Raw genomic sequence first — 20,013 nt, 5'->3', positions numbered from 1 at the left:
AAAAAAATGATTGAAAATAAAAATGCTGCTCTTGAATTTATCAAGAACAGCATTGTATCAATACTTGCCAAATATGCTGGTGAGAGGATTCGAACCTCCGACCCCTTCATTACGAGTGAAGTGCACTACCAACTGTGCTACACCAGCAAAGGTATTACATAAAATATAATACTCCTATCATTTTTATTCATCAACCCTTTTCCTCATAGAAATAATAATCCCAAAAGAAGGACTTTTGTGTAAATTTGGAGAATATGTATGATTGACGTTTGGGTACTAATGGTTTACCTATACAAAATAAAAAAATTATATCGAATTATATCGGGAGTGGGGAGGAAGAACGATGGAAAGTACGAAAGCGTTAGTTCATGCATTTGCTGCATGCAATAATTGGGTAAGTGAACGAACCAAAGGGCCTGAAAAGGACATGTTTCAAGCAATTGCAAAAGGAAAATGGTCGACAGCAGAGATTATTAGTCATATGACTTTTTGGGATAGGTACATTCTTGAAGAAATGCTTCCAAAAATGAAGCAAGATGCTACTATTCAGAGCGTGGACTTTGAAATAATCAACACGCCAGCCTCTGCATATGCAAGGAGTGGTGTATCTGCAAAACATCTCATTGAGCAAAAAATGATTACGCGTGAAAAATTAGTTTTTGCTGTAAAACAGAAAACAGAAGCTGAATTTTTTGCAAACTTCACATTAAACGGCGAGAAAATGGATCAATATTCTGGTTATCCACACACATTATTTAATTATATTGCCGTATTTATTTGGCATGATAATCACCACAAACAACAAATTCATTCATTTCTGTTGCATAAAGCAGGTGGACAAATCGAGTTATCTTAAGATACTATCAGCCATATACGAAACATGGAAGCCATCCTATAGTACGAAAAAGCCTTTTGAGAAACCACCTCAAAAGGCTTTGCAATACTATTTTTTAGATTCGAAAACACGATAGGCAAGAGCTGGTACAGTTAGTGGTTCTGATATATTTATACATTCTTTCTTTACACCATTTGAAAGGGAAGAAATGCTCCATTCATTCACTTGTTCTGTTGCTTTAAAAATACAAGTATTTGAGACGTTAGCTTCTTTTTCGCCTGTATTTAACAGAAAGATAAGACGTTTTTGTTCATCATATTTTTCATAGGCAATCGTGTTGGTGTTATCATCGGCATATAAAAAACGAAATGAAGCGTCATTTCCGAATAAAGGCTCCGTTTTACGTAAACGAATCAGTCCTTGTACATAGGTGAATAGCTCTCGATTTTGATTTTCTTCATCCCATTCCATACAAGCACGGCAACCTGGATCATGCCCTCCGCTCATGCCAATTTCATCTCCGTAATAGATGCATGGAGTTCCTGAGAAGGAAAACTGGAGCAGGTAAAGCAATTTAATACGGTCGATATTTTCGTTAGCTATCGTTAAAATTCTTGGTGTATCATGACTATCTAATAAATTAAATGCCACTTCATTTACATTCCTTGGGTACATATGCAATACTTTTGTAATCGCATTTTTAAATGTAGTTGCAGCCATTGTATTTTTGGCAATGAAGTCGATAACCCCATTCGTAAATGGATAATTCATAACAGCATCAAACTGGTCGCCTTGCAGCCAAGGCATGGAATCATGCCAAATTTCACCCAATATATAAGCATCTGGCTTTGCTTCTTTAACGGTACGACGAAAATCGCGCCAGAAACTGTGATCCACTTCATTAGCTACATCTAGTCTCCAACCATCAATATCAAATTCCTCTATCCAGTAACGCGCAACTTTTAATAGATAGTCTTTTACTTCCTGATTTTCCGTATTTAGTTTAGGCATTGATGCGACAAATCCAAATGTGTCGTAGTTTGGTTGTGGCTCTGTAACGACAGGGAAATTCCAAATATGAAACCAATCCTTGTACTTGGAATGCTCTTGGTTTTCCAATACATCTTGAAACGGTGGAAAGTAATAGCCACTATGATTAAATACGGCATCAAGCATTACTTTAATCCCTCGATCGTGGCAAGCTTCCACTAGCTTTTTAAACGTTTGTTTATCACCAAACTGCGGATCGATCTCCATATAATCCATGGTATCGTATTTATGATTGGAATAGGCTTTAAATATTGGTGTGAAATAAATGCCTGTTATTCCTAAACTTTCAAGGTGATCTAAATGGTTAATAACTCCTTGAAAGTCCCCGCCAAAAAAGTTTGTTGTTGAGGGATTGGTAGATCCCCAAGGTAAAGCGCCTTCAGGATTTAGAGTTTCATCTCCGTTTGCAAATCGTTCAGGGAAAATTTGATACCAAACCGTATCTTTCACCCATTCTGGTGCTTGAAATACATCGGCTGCATTTAAAAATGGAAAGCAAAAATAGTTAGCGATATCTTTTGGAGGGTTGTCAAAAATGCCACTTTCCCCATAAAAGCACGTTTCTGATCCATCACTGCAAATAAAAGCATAACGTAAACGTTTGAATAGTGGTCGAATGGCAATAAACCAATAATCATGGAAATCTGTAGAACCCGTTTTAACCATTGAATTCGTTTCCCTTTGCCACTCGTCATTTTTCCAGTTGTATGGGTCGCCAAATACAAGCTGTACTGTTTTCATATCGTCTTTCTTTGTTTGTAGAACAATGTGCAGTGTTTCTTTGTCGTAGGCATAAGCGAAGTTATTTTTAGGCCTATGATAGATTGCTTCTTTGATCAATATAATTCCTCCTTGGTTAAAACGTTTGCGCTAAAAATGATCAAAAATAAGTTTTTGACTAAAATACAGATAACTATAAATAAATAGCATCATATAAAGCACAGTTATGAAAGCGTTATCTATACTAAAATAAAAGTTTTTTTGATGAAAAAACTTGTTGCAATTTAATAGCTTTGTTGTATAATGAAATCACAGTACTGGTGCAAACGATTTCACTAAAATGCACAGTATTGCAGACTATATTACATCCTTTAGGAGGGTTAAATATGAAAAAAGGTTTACTTTATTTACTTGCAATGATCTTATTTGTTAGCGTTTTAGCTGCCTGTGGTCCAGATGATGCTCAAAAATCTGAAGGAGAAAAGGAAGCTACTAAATCAGGAGAGATGCCAGAGAAGCCTGAAAAACTGAAACTTTGGGTAAATGCGGAAGAAAAACAAGAAGAAGCATTAAAAGAAATGACAGCAGGCTACACAAAAGAAACAGGAATAGAAATAGAAATGGTGCCTGTAGATATGCTAGAGCAAATTGAAAAATTAGATGTTGAAGGCCCAGCCGGAAATGGTCCAGACGTCATTTTTCAGCCGCACGATAGAATTGGTGATTTAGTACTTAGGGGATTAGTAGACCCAGTAGATTTGGGAGATGTTGCAAAAGAATATACAGATACAGCTTTGGAAGCGATGCAATACGATGGAGAATATTGGGGATATCCAGCTGTAGCTGAGACGTATGCTATGTATTACAATAAATCTCGCGTTGAAGAAACACCGGAAACAATGGAGCAAATTATGGAAATAGCTGAAAGAGACACGGATTCTAATAAAGATGAATTTGGCTTTTTAATGGAAGCGGCTAACTTATATTTTGTATACCCTTTCTTCTCGGGAAACGGAGCGTATGTGTTTGCGAATGAAGATGGAAACTATGATATTACAGATATTGGTTTAAATAATGAAGGCGCTTTAAAAGGTGGGGAATTAGTTTCTGAATGGTTTGATAAAGAATACATCCCACAGGATTTAACTCCAGATATAATGAATGGACTGTTCCAAGAAGGAAAAGTATCAACGATTATTAACGGACCTTGGATGGTACGTGATTACTCGGAAGCGCTTGGAGATGATTTAGCTACGGTTCCGCTACCTAAATTGGAAAATGGAGAAAATCCAAAATCATTTGTAGGCGTGAAATCGTATATGCTTTCCTTCTACTCAGAAAATAAAGAATGGGCTCAGGATTTAATGGCTTATTTGACAAACTTTGAAAGTTCTATGACATATTACGATATTGCTGGAGAACTACCTGCTCGTAAAGATGCAATGGAAGATCCAATTATTGCCGATGACCCAATTTATTCTGCATTTGCAGAACAAACACAATACGGTGAGCCGATGCCTAGTGTTCCTGCCATGCAGCAAGTATGGGAGCCGTTCAATGATGGTCTAAACTTCATTTCAAAAGGTGAACCTGTGAAAGAAGTGTTGGATGAAGCAGTTGAAATAATTAAAGAACAAATAGAGGCTTCAAGAGTCAAGGAGAAATAAGTTATATAGGGGCATAGTCCCCTATATAACGTAATTTAGAATTTGTTAAAAAAGAGTGAAAAAGAAACGAACCAGCTTTATAGTTGGTAGTTTGTGATTGGAGGAGAAACGGGATGGCTACTGAAAAAAATGATACCAACGCCCGAAGAATACAGCCTCGTACATTAGCAATGATATTATCTATTATCATACCTGGATTAGGGCAAATGTATAATAGAAGGTTTTTAAAAGGATGCATATTTTTAATTGTAACGATTTCTTTTTTAGTAACCACATGGAATTTTATTGATATTGGGATATGGGGGCTATTCACGCTTGGAACGATTCCGCGTGAGCACCATTCGATCCAACTGCTTATACAGGGTTTAATTTCGTTAATTATTCTCTCATTTGGAATAGCGATCTATGTTTATAATATAAAAGACGCTCGTGCTGATGCTATAGCTAGAGAGCATAATCGTCCTAATCCCACATTATTACAAGGTGTGAAAAACTTTTACAATAATGGTTTTCCATATTTTATGATTTTGCCTGGTCTATTAATGCTTTTATTTATTGTGGTTGTACCTTTATTGTTTATGCTCGCATTAGCCTTTACAGATTATAACCAATATAATGCGCCTCCGCGTAATTTATTAAGTTGGGTCGGTTTCGAGAACTTTGTTAACTTAACAAAAATAGATATATGGAAAGACACATTCTTAAGTGTTTTTACATGGACAGTTGTTTGGACAGTTGTTGCTACAACATTCCAAATTGTATTGGGACTATTTTTAGCATTGTTAGTGAACGATCCGAGAATTAAATTTAAACGAACAATACGGACATTTTTAATATTACCTTGGGCAGTTCCAGCTTTTGTGTCGATTTTAATTTTTTCCGCACTATTTAACCCTACCTTTGGAGCGATCAATAGGGACATTTTAAGTCAATTTAATGTAATAATTCCTTGGTTATCCGATCCGTTTTGGGCAAAAATCGCTTTAATTATGATTCAAACGTGGCTTGGATTTCCATTTGTGTTTGCTTTATTTACAGGTGTATTGCAAAGCGTTCCTCGAGATATGTATGAAGCTGCAGATGTAGATGGAGGTACGCGTTGGCAAAAATTACGTTATATTACATTACCGCATATTTTATTTGCCACAGCTCCATTGTTAATTATGCAATATGCAGGAAACTTTAATAACTTTAATATTATTTACTTATTTAATGAAGGTAACCCTGCTGTGAGAGGCCAAAATGCTGGGGGTACAGATATCTTAATATCGTGGGTGTATAAACTAACGTTTGAGTCTAATAACTATAATATGGCTGCTGCTATTACAATTATAATGGGATTAATTATCTCTGTATTTGCCTTTTTCCAATTTAGAAAGACAGCTTCATTTAAAGAGGAGGGACGTTACTAATGGCTATGTCACGTAAGAAAAAATCGAGGATAGAAGTAACGTTTATCTATATCTTTTTCCTAATTATGTTTGTAATTATTGGCTATCCATTATTTTGGGCTTTAATGATGAGTTTAAATGAAGGTTCGAATATGCTCGTAACGGATTTATTTCCAAAGAACCCAACGTTAGAACATTATAAATGGTTGTTTACTGACCCAAACAGTGATTATGTAATTTGGTATAAGAACAGCCTTTATGTTGCAGTTATTAATTCTATAGGGTCCGTTGTAATTACATCTTTGATTGCTTATGCTTTTTCTAGATACAAATTTGTTGGTAGAAAATATGGTTTGTATATGTTTTTATTGTTACAAATGTTTCCTGCTTTAATGGGGATGGTTGCTTTGTACATTCTATTAAATACGATTGGCTTAACCGATTCTCTCTATGGTTTAATGTTAATCTATTTAGGTGGGCAAATTCCTTTTAACGCATGGTTGGTGAAAGGGTACTTTGATACGATACCTAAAGAATTGGACGAAGCGGCAAAAATAGATGGGGCAGGTCATTTGAAAATATTTTGGACGATTATGTTACCATTGGCCAAGCCTATTTTAGCCGTTGTCGCATTATTTAATTTTATGGCGCCATTTATGGACTTTTTATTGCCAAGGATTGTTCTAACAAGTCCTGAAAAATACACATTGGCACTAGGATTATATAATTTTATCAATGACCAGTTTTCGACGAATTTCACTAGGTTTGCTGCTGGTTCCATCCTTATTGCTGTGCCAATTGCGCTTGTGTTCTTATTATTGCAACGTTACTTAATTTCTGGTTTAACCTCAGGAGCGACGAAAGGGTAGCAACATATCTTTTTTCGGTTCGAAAATCGACAGTAGGAGGTATTACCGTGCTAGAGGATACTAGTTTTGCTATTCATCCAGGAAATAATACAGAGACAGAAGCAATTCGATTCTGCGATATTGGGAATGTAATAGAGTTTAAGAGAAATTTCGAAGGCTACTCTTTTCGATGTGAAAAGGGACATGTCGTTGTTTGTTTTTATCATCCTTCCATTGTTAGGGTTGTAATGAATCCTACAGGGAAAGTTGATTTAAATGACTCGAAATCAGTGGTAGTAGAGCCAAAAAACATGCCAATTACTGAAAAGGAAATGTCGGATACGATTTTGTTACAAACAGAGGAGCTTGAAGTTGCTATACGTAAACAGCCATTCCGTGTCTCTATTCATGAAATCAACGGACGCGTTATTGTTCGAGAAAAAGAACGTGGCATGGCTTTTAGAGAAAACGGAGAAGTAATCGTATGTAAAGAGAAATTCACTACAGATCATTACTATGGATTCGGAGAAAAAAGTGGTTTTTTAGATAAACGCGGAGAAAAATATGAGATGTGGAATAGTGATGTATATGCACCGCATAATCCAGAAACAGATCCCTTGTACCAATCTATTCCTTTCTTTATGACACTACGCCAAGGAAAAGCACATGGTATCTTTTTTGATAATACATTTAGAACGACCTTTGATATGAAAAGCTATAATAATATGTATACCTTTCGTGCAGAAGGGGGACAAGTCGATTATTATGTGATGGCAGGGCCCACTCCAAAAGAAGTTTTAGAACAATATACTTTCATAACTGGAAGAATGCCTCTTCCAGCAAAGTGGGCATTAGGCTATCATCAGTCAAGGTATAGCTACGAATCGGAAGAAGAAGTTCGTGCTTTAGCGAAAAAATTTGTGGAGCGAGATATTCCTGTTGATGTCATCCATTTAGATATTCATTATATGAATGGTTATCGTGTATTTACGTTTGATAAAAATCGTTTCCCTGATCCTAAAAAATTAATAGCGGATCTTCGAGATATGGGAATTCGTGTTGTGCCAATCGTTGATCCAGGTGTGAAAAAAGATCCTGAATATACCATTTACCAAGAAGGGGTAAGAGATGACAACTTCTGTAAGTATCTTGAAGATGATATTTATATTGGAGAAGTTTGGCCAGGTAAAAGCGCCTTTCCAGACTTTACCGAGGAACGTGTAAGGAAATGGTGGGGCGATAAGCATGTGTTTTACAGCGATATGGGTGTAGAAGGTGTCTGGAATGATATGAATGAGCCAGCTGTATTTAATGAAACAAAAACAATGGATACCGCTGTCATGCATCGGAATGATGGCAATCCTACAACACATCGTGCATTGCATAATGTCTACGGTTTATTAATGGGGGAAGCAACCTACGAAGGATTAAAAGAACAATTAAATGGTAAACGTCCTTTTTTGCTTACTCGTTCCGGTTACGCTGGTGTACAACGGTATGCTACAGTATGGACGGGCGATAATCGGAGCTTTTGGGAACATTTACAAATGAGTCTGCCAATGGTAATGAACTTAGGGTTATCTGGTGTTGCTTTTGCTGGCCCTGATGTAGGTGGATTTGCCCATGATACAAACCCAGAACTATTGGTTCGTTGGACGCAAGTTGGCGCGTTTACACCGTTTTTCCGTAATCATTCAGCTATCGGAACGCTGTATCAAGAGCCATGGCAGTTTGGGGAAGAGTATGAAGATATTATAAGAAAATATATTAAAATGCGTTATGAATGGATGCCACAATGGTATACGTTGTTTCGTCAAGCAAGTGAACGAGGTTTGCCTGTTATGCGTCCATTATTCATGGAGTATCCTACTGATGAGAAGACCTATAATCTAAACGATCAATTTATGGTTGGGGATAATGTGATGATCGCGCCAATTTTAGCCCCAGCAGTTACAGATCGTGCTGTATACTTTCCAGCAGGTGATTGGGTAGACTTCATTGTGGGAAAAGAATTTGAAGGGGGTAAAGTACACCTTGTTCATGCAGAACTGGATCAATTACCGATCTTTATTAAAAAAGGAACAGCAGTGTTGCAAAATCCTTATATCTCTAACAAGGAAAAACAAGGAACCGATATGACCATGCATATTTTCGCAAGCCAGAAAGATGCAACATATACATGTATGCTTTATGATGATGATGGAGAAACATTTGCTTTTGAGAATGGTACTTATCTTAAACTCGACTTAGAGATCATCTCGACAAAGGATCAAGTAGCCGTTGAAGTGAAACGCAAAGAGGGTACGTATCAGCCAAGTTATCAGGACATAAAAGTGAATGTAATTGGTCTTAGCGAAGGGCAGCATGTTATAATAAATGGAGCGAAAAGTGGAAAGCAAACAACGATAAACCTATAACATATACTAACTAATGATACAAATGATGGAGTAGAGGGTGAGATGTAAAAAATGGTAACAATAAAAGATGTAGCAAAGGCGACAGGTGTATCACCTTCTACTGTGTCTAGAGTAATTGCAGATAATCCGAGAATCAGTCTGGATACGAAAAAGAAGGTTCGAAAGGCAATGAAGGAATTAGGATATCACCCTAACGTAAATGCTAGGAATTTAGTTGCTAAATCTACCAAAACGATTGGCGTTGTGATGCCTTCATCTGCTGATAAGTCTTTACAAAATCCGTTCTTCCCGGAAGTGTTGCGAGGTATCGGAACGGTTACCCATGATATGCAATATTCGATGATGTTATCGAGTGGTGGAACAGAAGAAGAGATGTTTGCTGAAGTAGAACGTATGGTTTATGGCAGTTATGTAGACGGAATCATTTTACTTTACTCACGTATGAATGACCGAATAACAAATTTTTTGCGTGAAAAAGATTTCCCATTTGTAATTGTAGGAAAACCGTATGATTATGTAAGTGAAATTACACATGTCGATAATGATAACTATAAAGCAGGAAAAGAGATAACAAATTATTTAATTGACCAAGGCCATGAGCATATTGCTTTTATTGGTGGTTCCAGAGATCTTATTGTAACGATGGATCGAGAAAACGGATATAAAGCGGCTTTAAATGAAGCGGAACTACCAGTTTGTGAAGCTTATTGTATTCATAGTGAATTCCTTCAATCAGGAGGGAGAGAAGCAATAGAGAAGTTGCTGCAATTAGAGCATCCGCCAACAGGAATTGTTGTAAGTGATGATTTAATGAGTCTAGGGGTGCTAAGTGCTTTGGAAAAATTAGGGTATGATGTCCCTACTGATATTTCATTGGTAAGCTTTAACAATGTATACCTATCTGAACTGACAAGTCCAGCTTTAACAACTGTTGACATTCAAATATATCAACTGGGTGTACAATCTGCGAAAGCTTTAATTGAAAAAACGCAATCGGATTTTGTCCCTGAAAAACGTATCATTATTCCACATGAAATTGTGTATCGGGATTCTGTAGGGGAAAGATAAAAATAAAAACCATGCGCCAGAATGTAGCTTTCATTTTTGACGTATGGTTTTTATCGTTTAAGAAAAACTACAGCATTCGCCATAGGACATGGCGACAAGCCAAGCTTTTCTATTAAGTATTATTGAAATTGTGGTAAATATTCTTTATGTGCTTCAAGTAATTCATCAAGAATTACTTTTGCTTTTCCATCATCTGTAATTAAAGGGTTAATACATAATGCCAACAATGCTTTTTCATAAGAACCTGTTACAGCTGCTTCAATCGCAACTAGCTCAAAAGACTTGATTTGTTGAATAAGTCCATTAATAGGAGATGGTAAAGCACCGACAGCTAAAGGGATTGGTCCTTTATTTGTTACGGTACAGTTCACTTCGACTACAGTGTTGTCAGGAAGACTGGAAATTGCTCCGTTGTTCACAACATTAAGCGTTTGGATGTCTCCTGTATTGTTATAAATAGATGAAATAAGATTACAAGCGACATTACTATAGTATGCGCCACCTCTTTCAGCAAGTTGGGGTGGTTTAATATTTAGGTCTGGATCTTTATAAAGTTCAAATAACTTACTTTCCAGCTCTTTGACTGTTTCTGCTCTTGTTTTTCCTTCTTGGTATTCTTTTTGTTCATTAGCTAAAATTTCCTTCGTCTTATAATAATAACGATGATAAGGAGAAGGTATCATATGAAGTGCTTTAATAAATTCCTCTTCCCATGGAAGAGGTGCTATATTGTTCATAGATAGTTGATTTTCAGGTTTAGCCAATAATTCAATTACTTCCGCTAATTTTGATTCCCCGTCTACAAATACATCCGTACCATAAGACATATGGTTTAAACCTGCGAATTCAATTTGAACTTTTTCTTCAGGCACGCCTAAAAGGTCTGCAATAGTAATTTTCATATTAATTGGCACATTACAAACACCAACCACTTTTTTATGTTTACTATATTTTACTAATGCTTCCGTAACGATACCTGCTGGATTTGTAAAATTAATTAACCAAGCGTTTGGACATAATTTTTGCATGTCTTCAGCAATCTCCATTAATACTGGAATGGTTCGAAGGGCCTTAAATAATCCGCCAGCACCATTTGTTTCTTGGCCAATCATTCCGTGTTTAATTGGTATCCTTTCATCTTTAATTCTTGAATCTAACAATCCGACTCGAATTTGTGTAGTTACAAAGTCCGCATTTTGTAAAGCAGTTTCTCTATCTAAAGTTAAATGTACTTCCATCGGGATGTTGGCTTTTTTAACCATTCTTCGAGCTAGGTTTCCTACAATATCAAGTTTTTCTTTGCCGTCTTCGATATCGACAAGCCAGAGCTCCTTGACTGGTAATTCGTTATACCGTTTAATAATGCCTTCCACAAATTCTGGTGTATAGCTTGATCCACCGCCAATAGTGACAAGTTTTATACCTTTAGTATCCAAAAATATCTCCTCCAAAAACAAAAATAATGAGTGCACTTGATAAAAGTCCAACAATCATTGAAAGCGCCATTCTTTTTCTGAAATAGATTCTTTCAGTAGGTTTACCATCAATTTTAGTTAAAACGAGCATACTACCAATGGATGAAGAAATGGTACAAGCGATAAAAAAACTAGCTGTTTTAGTAATACCTAAAGTCATGAAAAGGGTGGGAAACAGCAATAAACCTAAAATGGTTATTGACATAAACACAAATACCCCTTTAAAACTAATTCTAGGGATGATGCCTTTGGATTGAATCATATTTTCACCTCATCTATAGAGTAAAAAGAAAAGAGAACACCTTCTATTCTCTTTTCTTCATTGCTGCATAGGAAAAAATGAACGTCTTACGCAAGGATGAAATTGATCCCATATAGCTGCGTTTCACCTTGCACTCCAAATTCTTTCATATTATTACACTCCGATAATAATGAATGGGAGCCTAATGCTTTGGATGCCTGTCCCATTGTAATGTTATTTTTTTATTCCTCTCCTTGTTCCATAGCTATCATTTTTTTATCATATAGCTTTAAGAACGGCATATAGATTGTTACAGATATGGTAATATTTATTAGTACTAATACAACAGCTCGCCAATCACCACCAGTGGATAAGTATGCACCAATTGGAGCTGGTAATGTCCATGGTGGCATAATATATGTCGGGCTTACTAATCCTATAGATGTTGCAAAATAAGCAATAATCGCTGTAACAATTGGCGTAATAATAAACGGAATAATCAATAAGGGATTAAGAACAATTGGTGCCCCGAAAATAACTGGTTCGTTTATATTAAACAAACTAGGAACGATCGTAGCTCTACCCAAATTTTTAATGTATTTAGATCTTGCGAAAAGCAACATCGCAATAACGAGACCTAATGTAGCCCCAGAACCACCTATCCAAATAAACCATTGGTAAAAAGTTTCTGGTGCGATATGCGGAATGGTGGAAGCTCCATCTGCCACTGCTTGAGAGTTGTTAACAAGATATACTTCCCATAGTGGTCTTGCAATAGAACCGACGACAGAAACCCCATGTATACCGAATGACCAGAAGAAAGTGATGAGAAATACTGGTACTAATACACCGAATAAGCTATCGCCTGCAGTTACTAATGGAGCAACTAATTTATCGACTACATGATGTAGATTTACTCCCATTACAACGGTAATGGTTGACACTAAGATGATTACTATGGCAACGGGAATAAGTGCTTCGAATGAGCGAGAAACCGAAGATGGTACTTGCTCAGGTAATTTAATGGTAATCTGTTTTTGTTTACAAACTCTAAATATTTCTACAGCAAGAATGGATACAATAATGGTAACAAATAGTCCATGTCCACCTAAATATTGCATTGGTAGAACAAACCCTAATTCATCAAGAGCAGTTGGCGTTAGGGTTAATAGTAGAGCCGCAACAGCGATTTGCGCTCCGGATAAAGGGTCTACTTTATAGGACTTCGCTAGATTATAGCCAATACCAAATGCTATGTATAATGACATAATAAACATGGTCATTCGGTATGGAATTAAAATTTCTGCAGCATGCGCTGTTGCCCATTGTGTAATTGACCAATCCTGTGGTAATGGCGGAAAAGCAAAGATTAAAAAGAATGATCCAACAATAATAAAAGGTAATGCAGAAATAACTCCATCTCGAACAGCTAATAAATGACGTTGTTCCGATAAACGTGCCATAGGAGCGGATAGTTTATTTTCCATAAAATCTACAAATTTACTCAAGGTAATCTCTTCCCTTCGCTTTACTTGATGAGTTCATTTAGAGTTTTGTATAGTAAAGGACCACCTAATGGCGTGTAAGCTTGTGCTGGAATTGCTCCACAAGGAATTCCTGCTTCGTCCGCATGCACTTTGACTTGGTCAAAGCGGTGTTTAATTTGTGGTGCGACCATACAAACATCCCACCCTTTTTGCATTTCTTGTTCAACCTCACTTGTTCCAATAGCGTGGACTTCCATTTCATGCCCATGTTTTTTCGCTTCCGTCTTTAGCGCCTTAACTACAATTGCGCTAGACATTCCCCCAGAACATACAAATAACACTTTCATTTTATTACCTCCTCAATTTGTATAAGTCGTGAAAATGTGAAAAGGGTTTCACATACATTGATTATATAGTATGTGAAAGAAAAATTCAATATAAAAAAATAAAACTTAAAATTTTATTTTAAATATGATATGATGTTGATAAATAGCTAAGGAGGTCTATATCATGAATGTAGAAATGGATATTTTTTCTATTATTTCCCACGGTGGTGACGCGAAAGCTACTGCCTACAAAGCTCTGGAGTTAGCTTATGAGAGCGCATTTTCCGATGCAGAAGAAAAATTGAAGGAAGCACAAGAGCAATTAACGAAAGCGCATAATACGCAAACGAAATTAATTCAAGCAGAAATAAATGATGAACCAGTGAAGATGTCATTATTAATGGTGCATGCCCAAGACCATCTCATGACATCCATTAGTGAAATATCTTTAATTGAACAGATGATAAAAATGCTACAACGAATTCATTGCTTAGAAACAAAATTATCATGATAGAGGTGATTAGATGAGAAACTTGGGGATTTCTATATACCCGAACCATTCAAAGGTGGAAGATGATCTAGCGTATATTGAATTAGCTCATAAATATGGTTTTACTCGTATTTTTACATGCCTTCTATCCATGGAGGGTGATGCTGAGAAAATTATTGAACACTTTAAACAAACCATTCAGTTCTCCAAACAACTAGGTATGGAAGTAATTTGTGATATAAATCCAAGAGTTTTTTCAGAATTAAATATTTCATATAATGATTTATCTTTTTTTAATGCATTAGGTGTTGATGGGATTCGGTTAGATCTCGGCTTTACTGGAAATGAAGAAGCGCAAATGACTTTTAATTCGTATGGTTTAAAGGTAGAAATAAATATGAGTAATGCAACGAAATACTTAGATAATATCATGAGTTATCGTCCTAACAAAGAAAAGTTAATAGGCTGTCATAATTTTTATCCACATAGGTATTCAGGTCTTGCTTATGACTTTTTTATACAGTGTAGTAAGAAATTTAAAGATTACGGTTTAAGAACAGCAGCATTTGTATCTTCTTCCGATGCGACTTATGGACCATGGCCGATTATGGAAGGCCTTCCTACTTTGGAAATGCACCGTACATTACCTATTGAAGTGCAGGCAAAACATTTATGGGCTACCAATTTAATTGACGATGTGATTATTGGCAATGCTTATGCATCCGAAGAAGAGCTAAAGAAGCTAGGTACGCTACAACGTGAAAAAATTATTTTTGCAATGGACGTAGAAGAAGGGATCTCTGACTTGGAGAGCAAAATTATTTTTGATGAACCACATTTCTATCGTGGGGATGTATCCGATTATTTAATTCGTTCTACTCAAAGTCGAGTCAAGTATCGAGGGCATTCTTTCCCTGTGCATCACACACCGAATATAAAGCGGGGGGATATTATTATTGAAAGTGATTTATATAAGCAATATGCAGGAGAGTTACAAATAGCATTGCAAGATATGGAGAATTCAGGTAAGTCCAATGTTGTTGGCAGAATACGTGAGGAAGAAGTATTCCTTCTTGACCATCTGCAACCATGGGATAAGTTTGGCTTCGAAGAAAAATGAAAACAATTTGAGTTACATCCATTTGGTGTGGCAGCTTTTGAAAAAATTATTTACTAGCTTTACATGGATGTTAAACGAATGTAGCTCAAAATTGAAGAGAGGTTCTTTTAAATGGGTTTAGATCAAATGTCTATTAAAGAAATTATGGTTTATATGAATAAAGAAGATAAGACGGTTCCTGTTTCTGTAGAAAAAGCTTTTCATCAGATTGAGCCCGTTATTCAAAAAGTAACCGAAACGATTAATAATGGCGGGAAAATTATCTATATGGGGGCAGGCACAAGTGGAAGAATGGGTGTACTAGATGCATCGGAATGTCCACCAACTTTTGGGGTTCAACCTGATTTGTTCACTGCTTTGATTGCTGGTGGGGAAAATGCGATTAGACAAGCAATTGAAAATGCCGAGGATAGTGTAGAGTCGGGGGAACAGGATGCGAAACAGCATCTATCATCAAAAGATTTTCTAATCGCTATTGCAGCAAGCGGTCAAACACCTTATGTTATTGGTGGAATTAAGCAAGCAAAAAAACAACATGTACCTACGGCTTGTATTGTCTGTAAGGAAAATACAAAAATAAGTCAATTAGTCGATTATCCTATTGAACTTCTTGTAGGAGAAGAAGTTATTCAAGGTTCTACTCGTTTGAAAGCAGGCACGGCTCAGAAGCTGGTTTTAAATATGATATCGACTACTTCTATGATAAAAAATGGAAAAGTATATGATCATTATATGGTTGATGTTCAAGCAACGAATCAAAAATTAAGAGATAGAGCTGTTAGTATAGTATGTGACATTGCCAATGTTACAGAACATGAAGCAAAAAAAGCTTTGCAGGAATCTGAGTTTAATTTAAAGGCAGCTATTCTTATTAGCATGTTTCAATTGAAGTCAGATGAGGCCTGTTATATTTTACAGGAAAACAGTAGTAATTTACGTGAAGCCATTATGGATATACAAAGAGAAGGGAAATAAGGGGGAAATGGAATATATCATTGGTATTGATGGTGGGGGTACAAAAACACAGGTAGTAATGGTTGATCTGAAAGGAAATACAGTAATTAATTTTACAGTCGGTCCTTCGAATGCAAATGTCATTTCTAACAAGGAATTACATGAGATATTTAAACTTATATTCCAACGTATAAAAGATCGGGCACCAGTTGAATTTGAACGTGTAGTCTGTGTTTATGCAGGTATAGCTGGGGCAGGGAGCGCTGAAATAAAACAGCAAATAACAGATATTATGTCATCTTTAGTTCCTAAGAACAGCAAAGTTTATTTGGAGATTGATGCGTTAAATGCGTTATATTCCGGAACTTTGGGTGATCCGGGAATCGTTCATATATCAGGAACCGGATCTGTAGCTTATGGAATAAACAAGAAGAAAAATGAAGATAGAGTAGGGGGGTGGGGGCATCTACTTGGTGATGAAGGTAGTGGTTACAGTATAGGAAGGCAAGGTGTATCTGCCGCTTTGAAATTCCAAGATGGAAGAGGAGATCAAACAATACTATTGGATATGCTTTATGAACATTTCCGTGTAGATAATGCTCGCTCTCTCATTGACCATATTTATTTTGCGCAAGATATGAAGAGAACGATTGCAAGTTTATCTGAAATTGTGTTTTGTGCCTATAAAAGAAATGATTGTGTAGCTAGCCAGATAGTTGAAAATGCTGCAACTGAAATAGTACACCACATCGTAACGCTTTATCGTAAATTGTTTACAGATAGGGAAGAAGTGAAAGTGGTATTGTGCGGCGGAATCTTTAACGATGTGGATGGAGTTTTACCAATTGTCCATAGGAACTTGGCAAATTATGAGCATTTTCGGGTTTTAACTCCTTCTCTCTTACCTGTTTATGGATCCATTATAGGCGGTTTTAAACAACTTGATGTAAAAGTTACTTCTGATATGATAAAAAGGATGCAAGAGGCAAGTGCAAACTAAGAATTAGAATTTATACGGATGTAAGGTGCTGTAGGACTCCCAGCTTAAGAATTGGAAAATGTAAGCTAGATAAGTCTAAGTGGAAGAGAACAGCACCTATTACTTTAGGTCATCTCCTTGAATAAGCTGGAAAACATGAAGTAGAAGAACGGTAAACGGTTACTGCCTGTAGTATCACTTTATTAGGATAAACTCCCTACATATCTAATTTCTGAAATGCTAACTATAGACCTTACTCCTTCCAAGTTTCTCCTAATACGCGTATCCAATTTTTATAAGCAATTTTTTCAATTTCTTGCTCTGCAAACCCAGCTATTTCTAGCCTCTTTAGTAATTTAGGTAAACCTGTCACATCTTTTAGACTATCTGGTACAGTTGTGCCATCGAAATCGGATCCTAAAGCGACATGATCAATTCCGTAATTATCCGCTATATAGGAGATATGATCAACAATGGTATCTAATGGAATATTTGTATCAAATTGACCGTCAGGACGTAACATATTGACTGCATAATTAATGCCTACTACACCATTACTATCTTTAATTGCTTTGAGTTGATTATCGGTAAGGTTTCTTGAAATTGGACAGATAGCATGAACGTTTGAATGAGTTGCTACAATAGGAGCATCACTTAACTGAACAACGTCCCAAAATCCCTTCTCGTTTAAATGCGTTGTATCAACCATAATGCCGAGCTGATTACATTCCTTTACGAGGCGTTTTCCATCATCTGTTAACCCATCACCGATGTTAGGAGAAGATGGATAGCGAAAAGGAACACCGTCGCCATATCGATTAGGTCTACTCCAAACAATGCCCAATGATCGCAATCCAGCTTGATAAAGGACGTGAAGCGCATGGAACTCAAGATCAATCGCTTCAGCTCCCTCTATATGGAAAATAGCAGCCAATTTTTGCTTGTTCAGACAACGGATCAATTCTTTCTTGCTTTTCACGACGTTTATTTTTCCATTTGAAGCGGCTTCTAGCTTAAAAAGAGTTGCTGCCAGGGCATTCGTATAATTTAATGCAAATGGCTGATCAATAGGTGGTGGTAAGGGCATATCGTATCCTGTTTTAGTTACATGTTTTTCTGGTTCGACTTTGTAGTTCTCATTTGGAGTAAAGGCAGCAAAAAAGCCTCCAGCAAACTTGCCTGTATTTGCACGTGGCAAATCAATATGCCCAAAAGTATTTTCATTAAAGAAAATCATTTCACTTTCATGTGACCTGTGTAATCTTAATAATGTATCATTATGACCATCCAAAATAGGAATGTTTGTCATGAAGTAAACTCCTTTCCGTGACAAAGTATTTGTTTCTTATTTTACCACTTTTTAGAATAGAATGGTCATTTGCTTTTAAAGGAGTGGAAGTTTTTCTCGACATAGTTATAACTTTTATATTTCCAGTGCGTTATTTATAGTGTATTAATAACTATTGGTGTTTGCTAATTAACATAGGAAGAATTCCAATTAAATACAATTCGTTATCATTTCAGGAGATCAGAAATTGTGCAGGAATAATACTTATGAAGCCTTATAATGAAGAACGTATTCAAGAAAAATTAGGGTACCAATCCCATTTAAATTTAGAAGAAAGGCAGCCTAAGAGAGGTCACTGAAAATCTTATGATTTCTTAGTGTAAGTCCTCATTTTACTGATTTATGCACTCAATTTTGCTTATTTTTAACCCATTAGTTTCAATATTCGTTTTAGGTTTACAGAGAATATTGCCATGTCTCCTTGCATTTCCATGCCAACTAGACCCGAAGATGTTGAAACATCATATCCGTGTTTGTGTTTTAACTCGCTATTTTTCGCTTCAATCTTATAGCGTTCTTTGGATTTCTCTTTAAAATCATTCGTTTCTTGGAACTTCGCCTGTTCATTATGTTCATTCGATTTGGTGCTTACGAAATAACTCTTGCTTTTAGTTCCAGATTTGTAACAGCCTTCTCTGAACGGACAAAATTTACATTTTTCCACGTCAAAATAATAGGTATCTGTTTGGTTCTTCGCGACACTTTTCTTTCCTTGGCGTGCTTTGCGAATCGCCATATGTCCAGCTTTACAAACATACATTCCTGCATCTATAAAGACATGATTCCCATGATAAAGTTGGAAATCATATCTTTTTGGGCTTTTTCAGTGGCCTCAGTTTTTGCCCGATTTTTCTTAATTTTATTTATCTCCTTTAAGAAGGTTTGTTTTTAAAATAGGCAAAATTATTTTTATCAAATGGGTATGTTTTTAATAATTTATGCTACAACTACCATAAAATATATTATTATGAAGGGATACAGATTTTTATGTGTTAATTATTTTTCGAATTACGATATATTAAAAAGACAATCAATATTATTAAAACTATTGATCCATAGACGAAAAGTTGTGACAACAAATCTCCTAGAAACACAGCAATTCCTCCTATTGAAATTAATCTAATATTTCTTTAATTGTAGAATTAAATTTCTAAAATGTAAATAGGGGATTCCTCTTCAGGAATAGTCCCCTATTGTAAAATATTAATAATATTTAGCAGCGTAAACTTTTGCTCGGTTATTACCTATTGATGATGGGGCTAAAGCCAAGAAGTGTTGGAAAAGATCACATTTTCGTGACCTGTTGTGACTAAGTTAAATTGCCCTTCTAAGGATTGTAACCCTTGTTCTAATTGGTTTATATTTCCTTTCATATTACTTGCTCGAATGTCTAAATCGTTACACTGATCATCCACTTGCCTACTTTTTTCTCGTATTTCTTCCAATTCTTCCAGCAAATCATTCATGGTGGATAATAAATCATTTATCTGCTTTTGATTCAAGCCTCGTTTCCCCCTTTAGCATGAAGATAACCATATAAAAAAGCGCATGCGCAAAAAATAGATAAAAAGGATAAAAGTTCTGGACGGTGAAGTTT

The 20,013-nt window shown here is 36.1% G+C and carries 17 protein-coding genes, 1 tRNA gene and 1 pseudogene; 10 read left to right on the top strand and 9 right to left on the bottom strand.

Annotation, left to right across the window (positions count from 1 at the left end):
* Positions 1–74: 74 nt before the first annotated feature.
* Positions 75–147, bottom strand: a tRNA-Thr gene (locus D9780_RS11660).
* A 196-nt stretch (positions 148–343) separates the two neighbouring features.
* On the opposite strand from D9780_RS11660, the gene D9780_RS11655 reads away from it, so the two are divergent.
* Complete coding sequence (locus D9780_RS11655; RefSeq protein ID WP_121640189.1) at positions 344–856, top strand: DinB family protein; 513 nt, start codon at positions 344–346, stop codon at positions 854–856.
* 87 nt (positions 857–943) lie between these two features.
* On the opposite strand, the gene D9780_RS11650 is transcribed toward D9780_RS11655, so the two are convergent.
* A complete protein-coding gene (locus tag D9780_RS11650) occupies positions 944–2,725 on the bottom strand; it encodes a glycoside hydrolase family 13 protein (RefSeq protein WP_121640188.1) in 1,782 nt (593 codons plus the stop codon).
* A 266-nt stretch (positions 2,726–2,991) separates the two neighbouring features.
* Between D9780_RS11650 and D9780_RS11645 the strand changes: the two genes are divergently transcribed.
* The 5 genes from D9780_RS11645 (at position 2,992) to D9780_RS11625 (ending at position 9,996) form a co-directional block, all read left to right on the top strand.
* Positions 2,992–4,272, top strand: a complete 1,281-nt coding sequence (locus D9780_RS11645; RefSeq protein ID WP_121640187.1) for a sugar ABC transporter substrate-binding protein — start codon at positions 2,992–2,994, stop codon at positions 4,270–4,272.
* Between the two features lie 113 nt (positions 4,273–4,385).
* A complete protein-coding gene (locus D9780_RS11640) occupies positions 4,386–5,684 on the top strand; it encodes a sugar ABC transporter permease (protein WP_121640186.1) in 1,299 nt (432 codons plus the stop codon).
* A 5-nt stretch (positions 5,685–5,689) separates the two neighbouring features.
* Positions 5,690–6,532, top strand: coding sequence for a sugar ABC transporter permease (locus D9780_RS11635; protein ID WP_121641481.1), 843 nt, complete (start codon positions 5,690–5,692; stop codon positions 6,530–6,532).
* 47 nt (positions 6,533–6,579) lie between these two features.
* Positions 6,580–8,928 (top strand): glycoside hydrolase family 31 protein, encoded by a 2,349-nt coding sequence (locus tag D9780_RS11630; RefSeq protein ID WP_121640185.1) that lies wholly within the window; start codon positions 6,580–6,582, stop codon positions 8,926–8,928.
* A 51-nt stretch (positions 8,929–8,979) separates the two neighbouring features.
* Complete coding sequence (locus D9780_RS11625; RefSeq protein WP_116278923.1) at positions 8,980–9,996, top strand: LacI family DNA-binding transcriptional regulator; 1,017 nt, start codon at positions 8,980–8,982, stop codon at positions 9,994–9,996.
* A 119-nt stretch (positions 9,997–10,115) separates the two neighbouring features.
* Here D9780_RS11625 and D9780_RS11620 read toward each other — a convergent pair whose 3' ends face one another.
* The 4 genes from D9780_RS11620 to D9780_RS11605 form a co-directional block, all read right to left on the bottom strand.
* Positions 10,116–11,432: a 6-phospho-beta-glucosidase gene (locus tag D9780_RS11620; RefSeq protein ID WP_240458672.1), complete on the bottom strand. Its 1,317-nt coding sequence runs from the start codon at positions 11,430–11,432 to the stop codon at positions 10,116–10,118.
* Positions 11,422–11,733, bottom strand: a complete 312-nt coding sequence (locus tag D9780_RS11615) for a hypothetical protein (protein WP_073007740.1) — start codon at positions 11,731–11,733, stop codon at positions 11,422–11,424. The genes D9780_RS11620 and D9780_RS11615 overlap by 11 nt, the downstream gene beginning before the upstream one ends.
* A 221-nt stretch (positions 11,734–11,954) precedes the next feature.
* Entirely contained in the window at positions 11,955–13,220 is a 1,266-nt protein-coding gene (locus D9780_RS11610) for a PTS sugar transporter subunit IIC (RefSeq protein WP_121640184.1), read from the bottom strand.
* Between the two features lie 20 nt (positions 13,221–13,240).
* Positions 13,241–13,546 (bottom strand): PTS sugar transporter subunit IIB, encoded by a 306-nt coding sequence (locus tag D9780_RS11605; RefSeq protein ID WP_121640183.1) that lies wholly within the window; start codon positions 13,544–13,546, stop codon positions 13,241–13,243.
* A gap of 163 nt (positions 13,547–13,709) precedes the next feature.
* On the opposite strand from D9780_RS11605, the gene D9780_RS11600 reads away from it, so the two are divergent.
* From D9780_RS11600 to D9780_RS11585, 4 genes are all read left to right on the top strand, one after another.
* Positions 13,710–14,036 carry a PTS lactose/cellobiose transporter subunit IIA gene (locus D9780_RS11600; RefSeq protein WP_073007731.1) on the top strand — a complete coding sequence of 109 codons (327 nt, stop codon included), beginning with the start codon at positions 13,710–13,712 and terminating at the stop codon, positions 14,034–14,036.
* Between the two features lie 13 nt (positions 14,037–14,049).
* Positions 14,050–15,135: a DUF871 domain-containing protein gene (locus D9780_RS11595; RefSeq protein WP_121640182.1), complete on the top strand. Its 1,086-nt coding sequence runs from the start codon at positions 14,050–14,052 to the stop codon at positions 15,133–15,135.
* 111 nt (positions 15,136–15,246) lie between these two features.
* Positions 15,247–16,110, top strand: coding sequence for an N-acetylmuramic acid 6-phosphate etherase (gene murQ, locus D9780_RS11590; RefSeq protein ID WP_121640181.1), 864 nt, complete (start codon positions 15,247–15,249; stop codon positions 16,108–16,110).
* 7 nt (positions 16,111–16,117) lie between these two features.
* Positions 16,118–17,089 carry an N-acetylglucosamine kinase gene (locus D9780_RS11585; RefSeq protein ID WP_162985853.1) on the top strand — a complete coding sequence of 324 codons (972 nt, stop codon included), beginning with the start codon at positions 16,118–16,120 and terminating at the stop codon, positions 17,087–17,089.
* Positions 17,090–17,321: 232 nt separating this feature from the next.
* Here D9780_RS11585 and D9780_RS11580 read toward each other — a convergent pair whose 3' ends face one another.
* From D9780_RS11580 to D9780_RS11570, 3 genes and pseudogenes are all read right to left on the bottom strand, one after another.
* Positions 17,322–18,377, bottom strand: a complete 1,056-nt coding sequence (locus tag D9780_RS11580; RefSeq protein WP_121640179.1) for a dipeptidase — start codon at positions 18,375–18,377, stop codon at positions 17,322–17,324.
* A 403-nt stretch (positions 18,378–18,780) separates the two neighbouring features.
* Positions 18,781–19,185: pseudogene (locus tag D9780_RS11575) on the bottom strand (transposase); the annotation flags it as partial.
* 490 nt (positions 19,186–19,675) lie between these two features.
* On the bottom strand, positions 19,676–19,918 hold the full coding sequence (locus D9780_RS11570) for a hypothetical protein (RefSeq protein ID WP_077705449.1): 243 nt from the start codon (positions 19,916–19,918) through the stop codon (positions 19,676–19,678).
* Between the last annotated feature and the right edge of the window lie 95 nt (positions 19,919–20,013).

This window comes from Virgibacillus sp. Bac330, from assembly GCF_003667845.1.
Lineage (GTDB): Bacteria > Bacillota > Bacilli > Bacillales > Amphibacillaceae > Virgibacillus > Virgibacillus chiguensis.
This window is presented reverse-complemented; position numbering and strand designations above follow the sequence as displayed.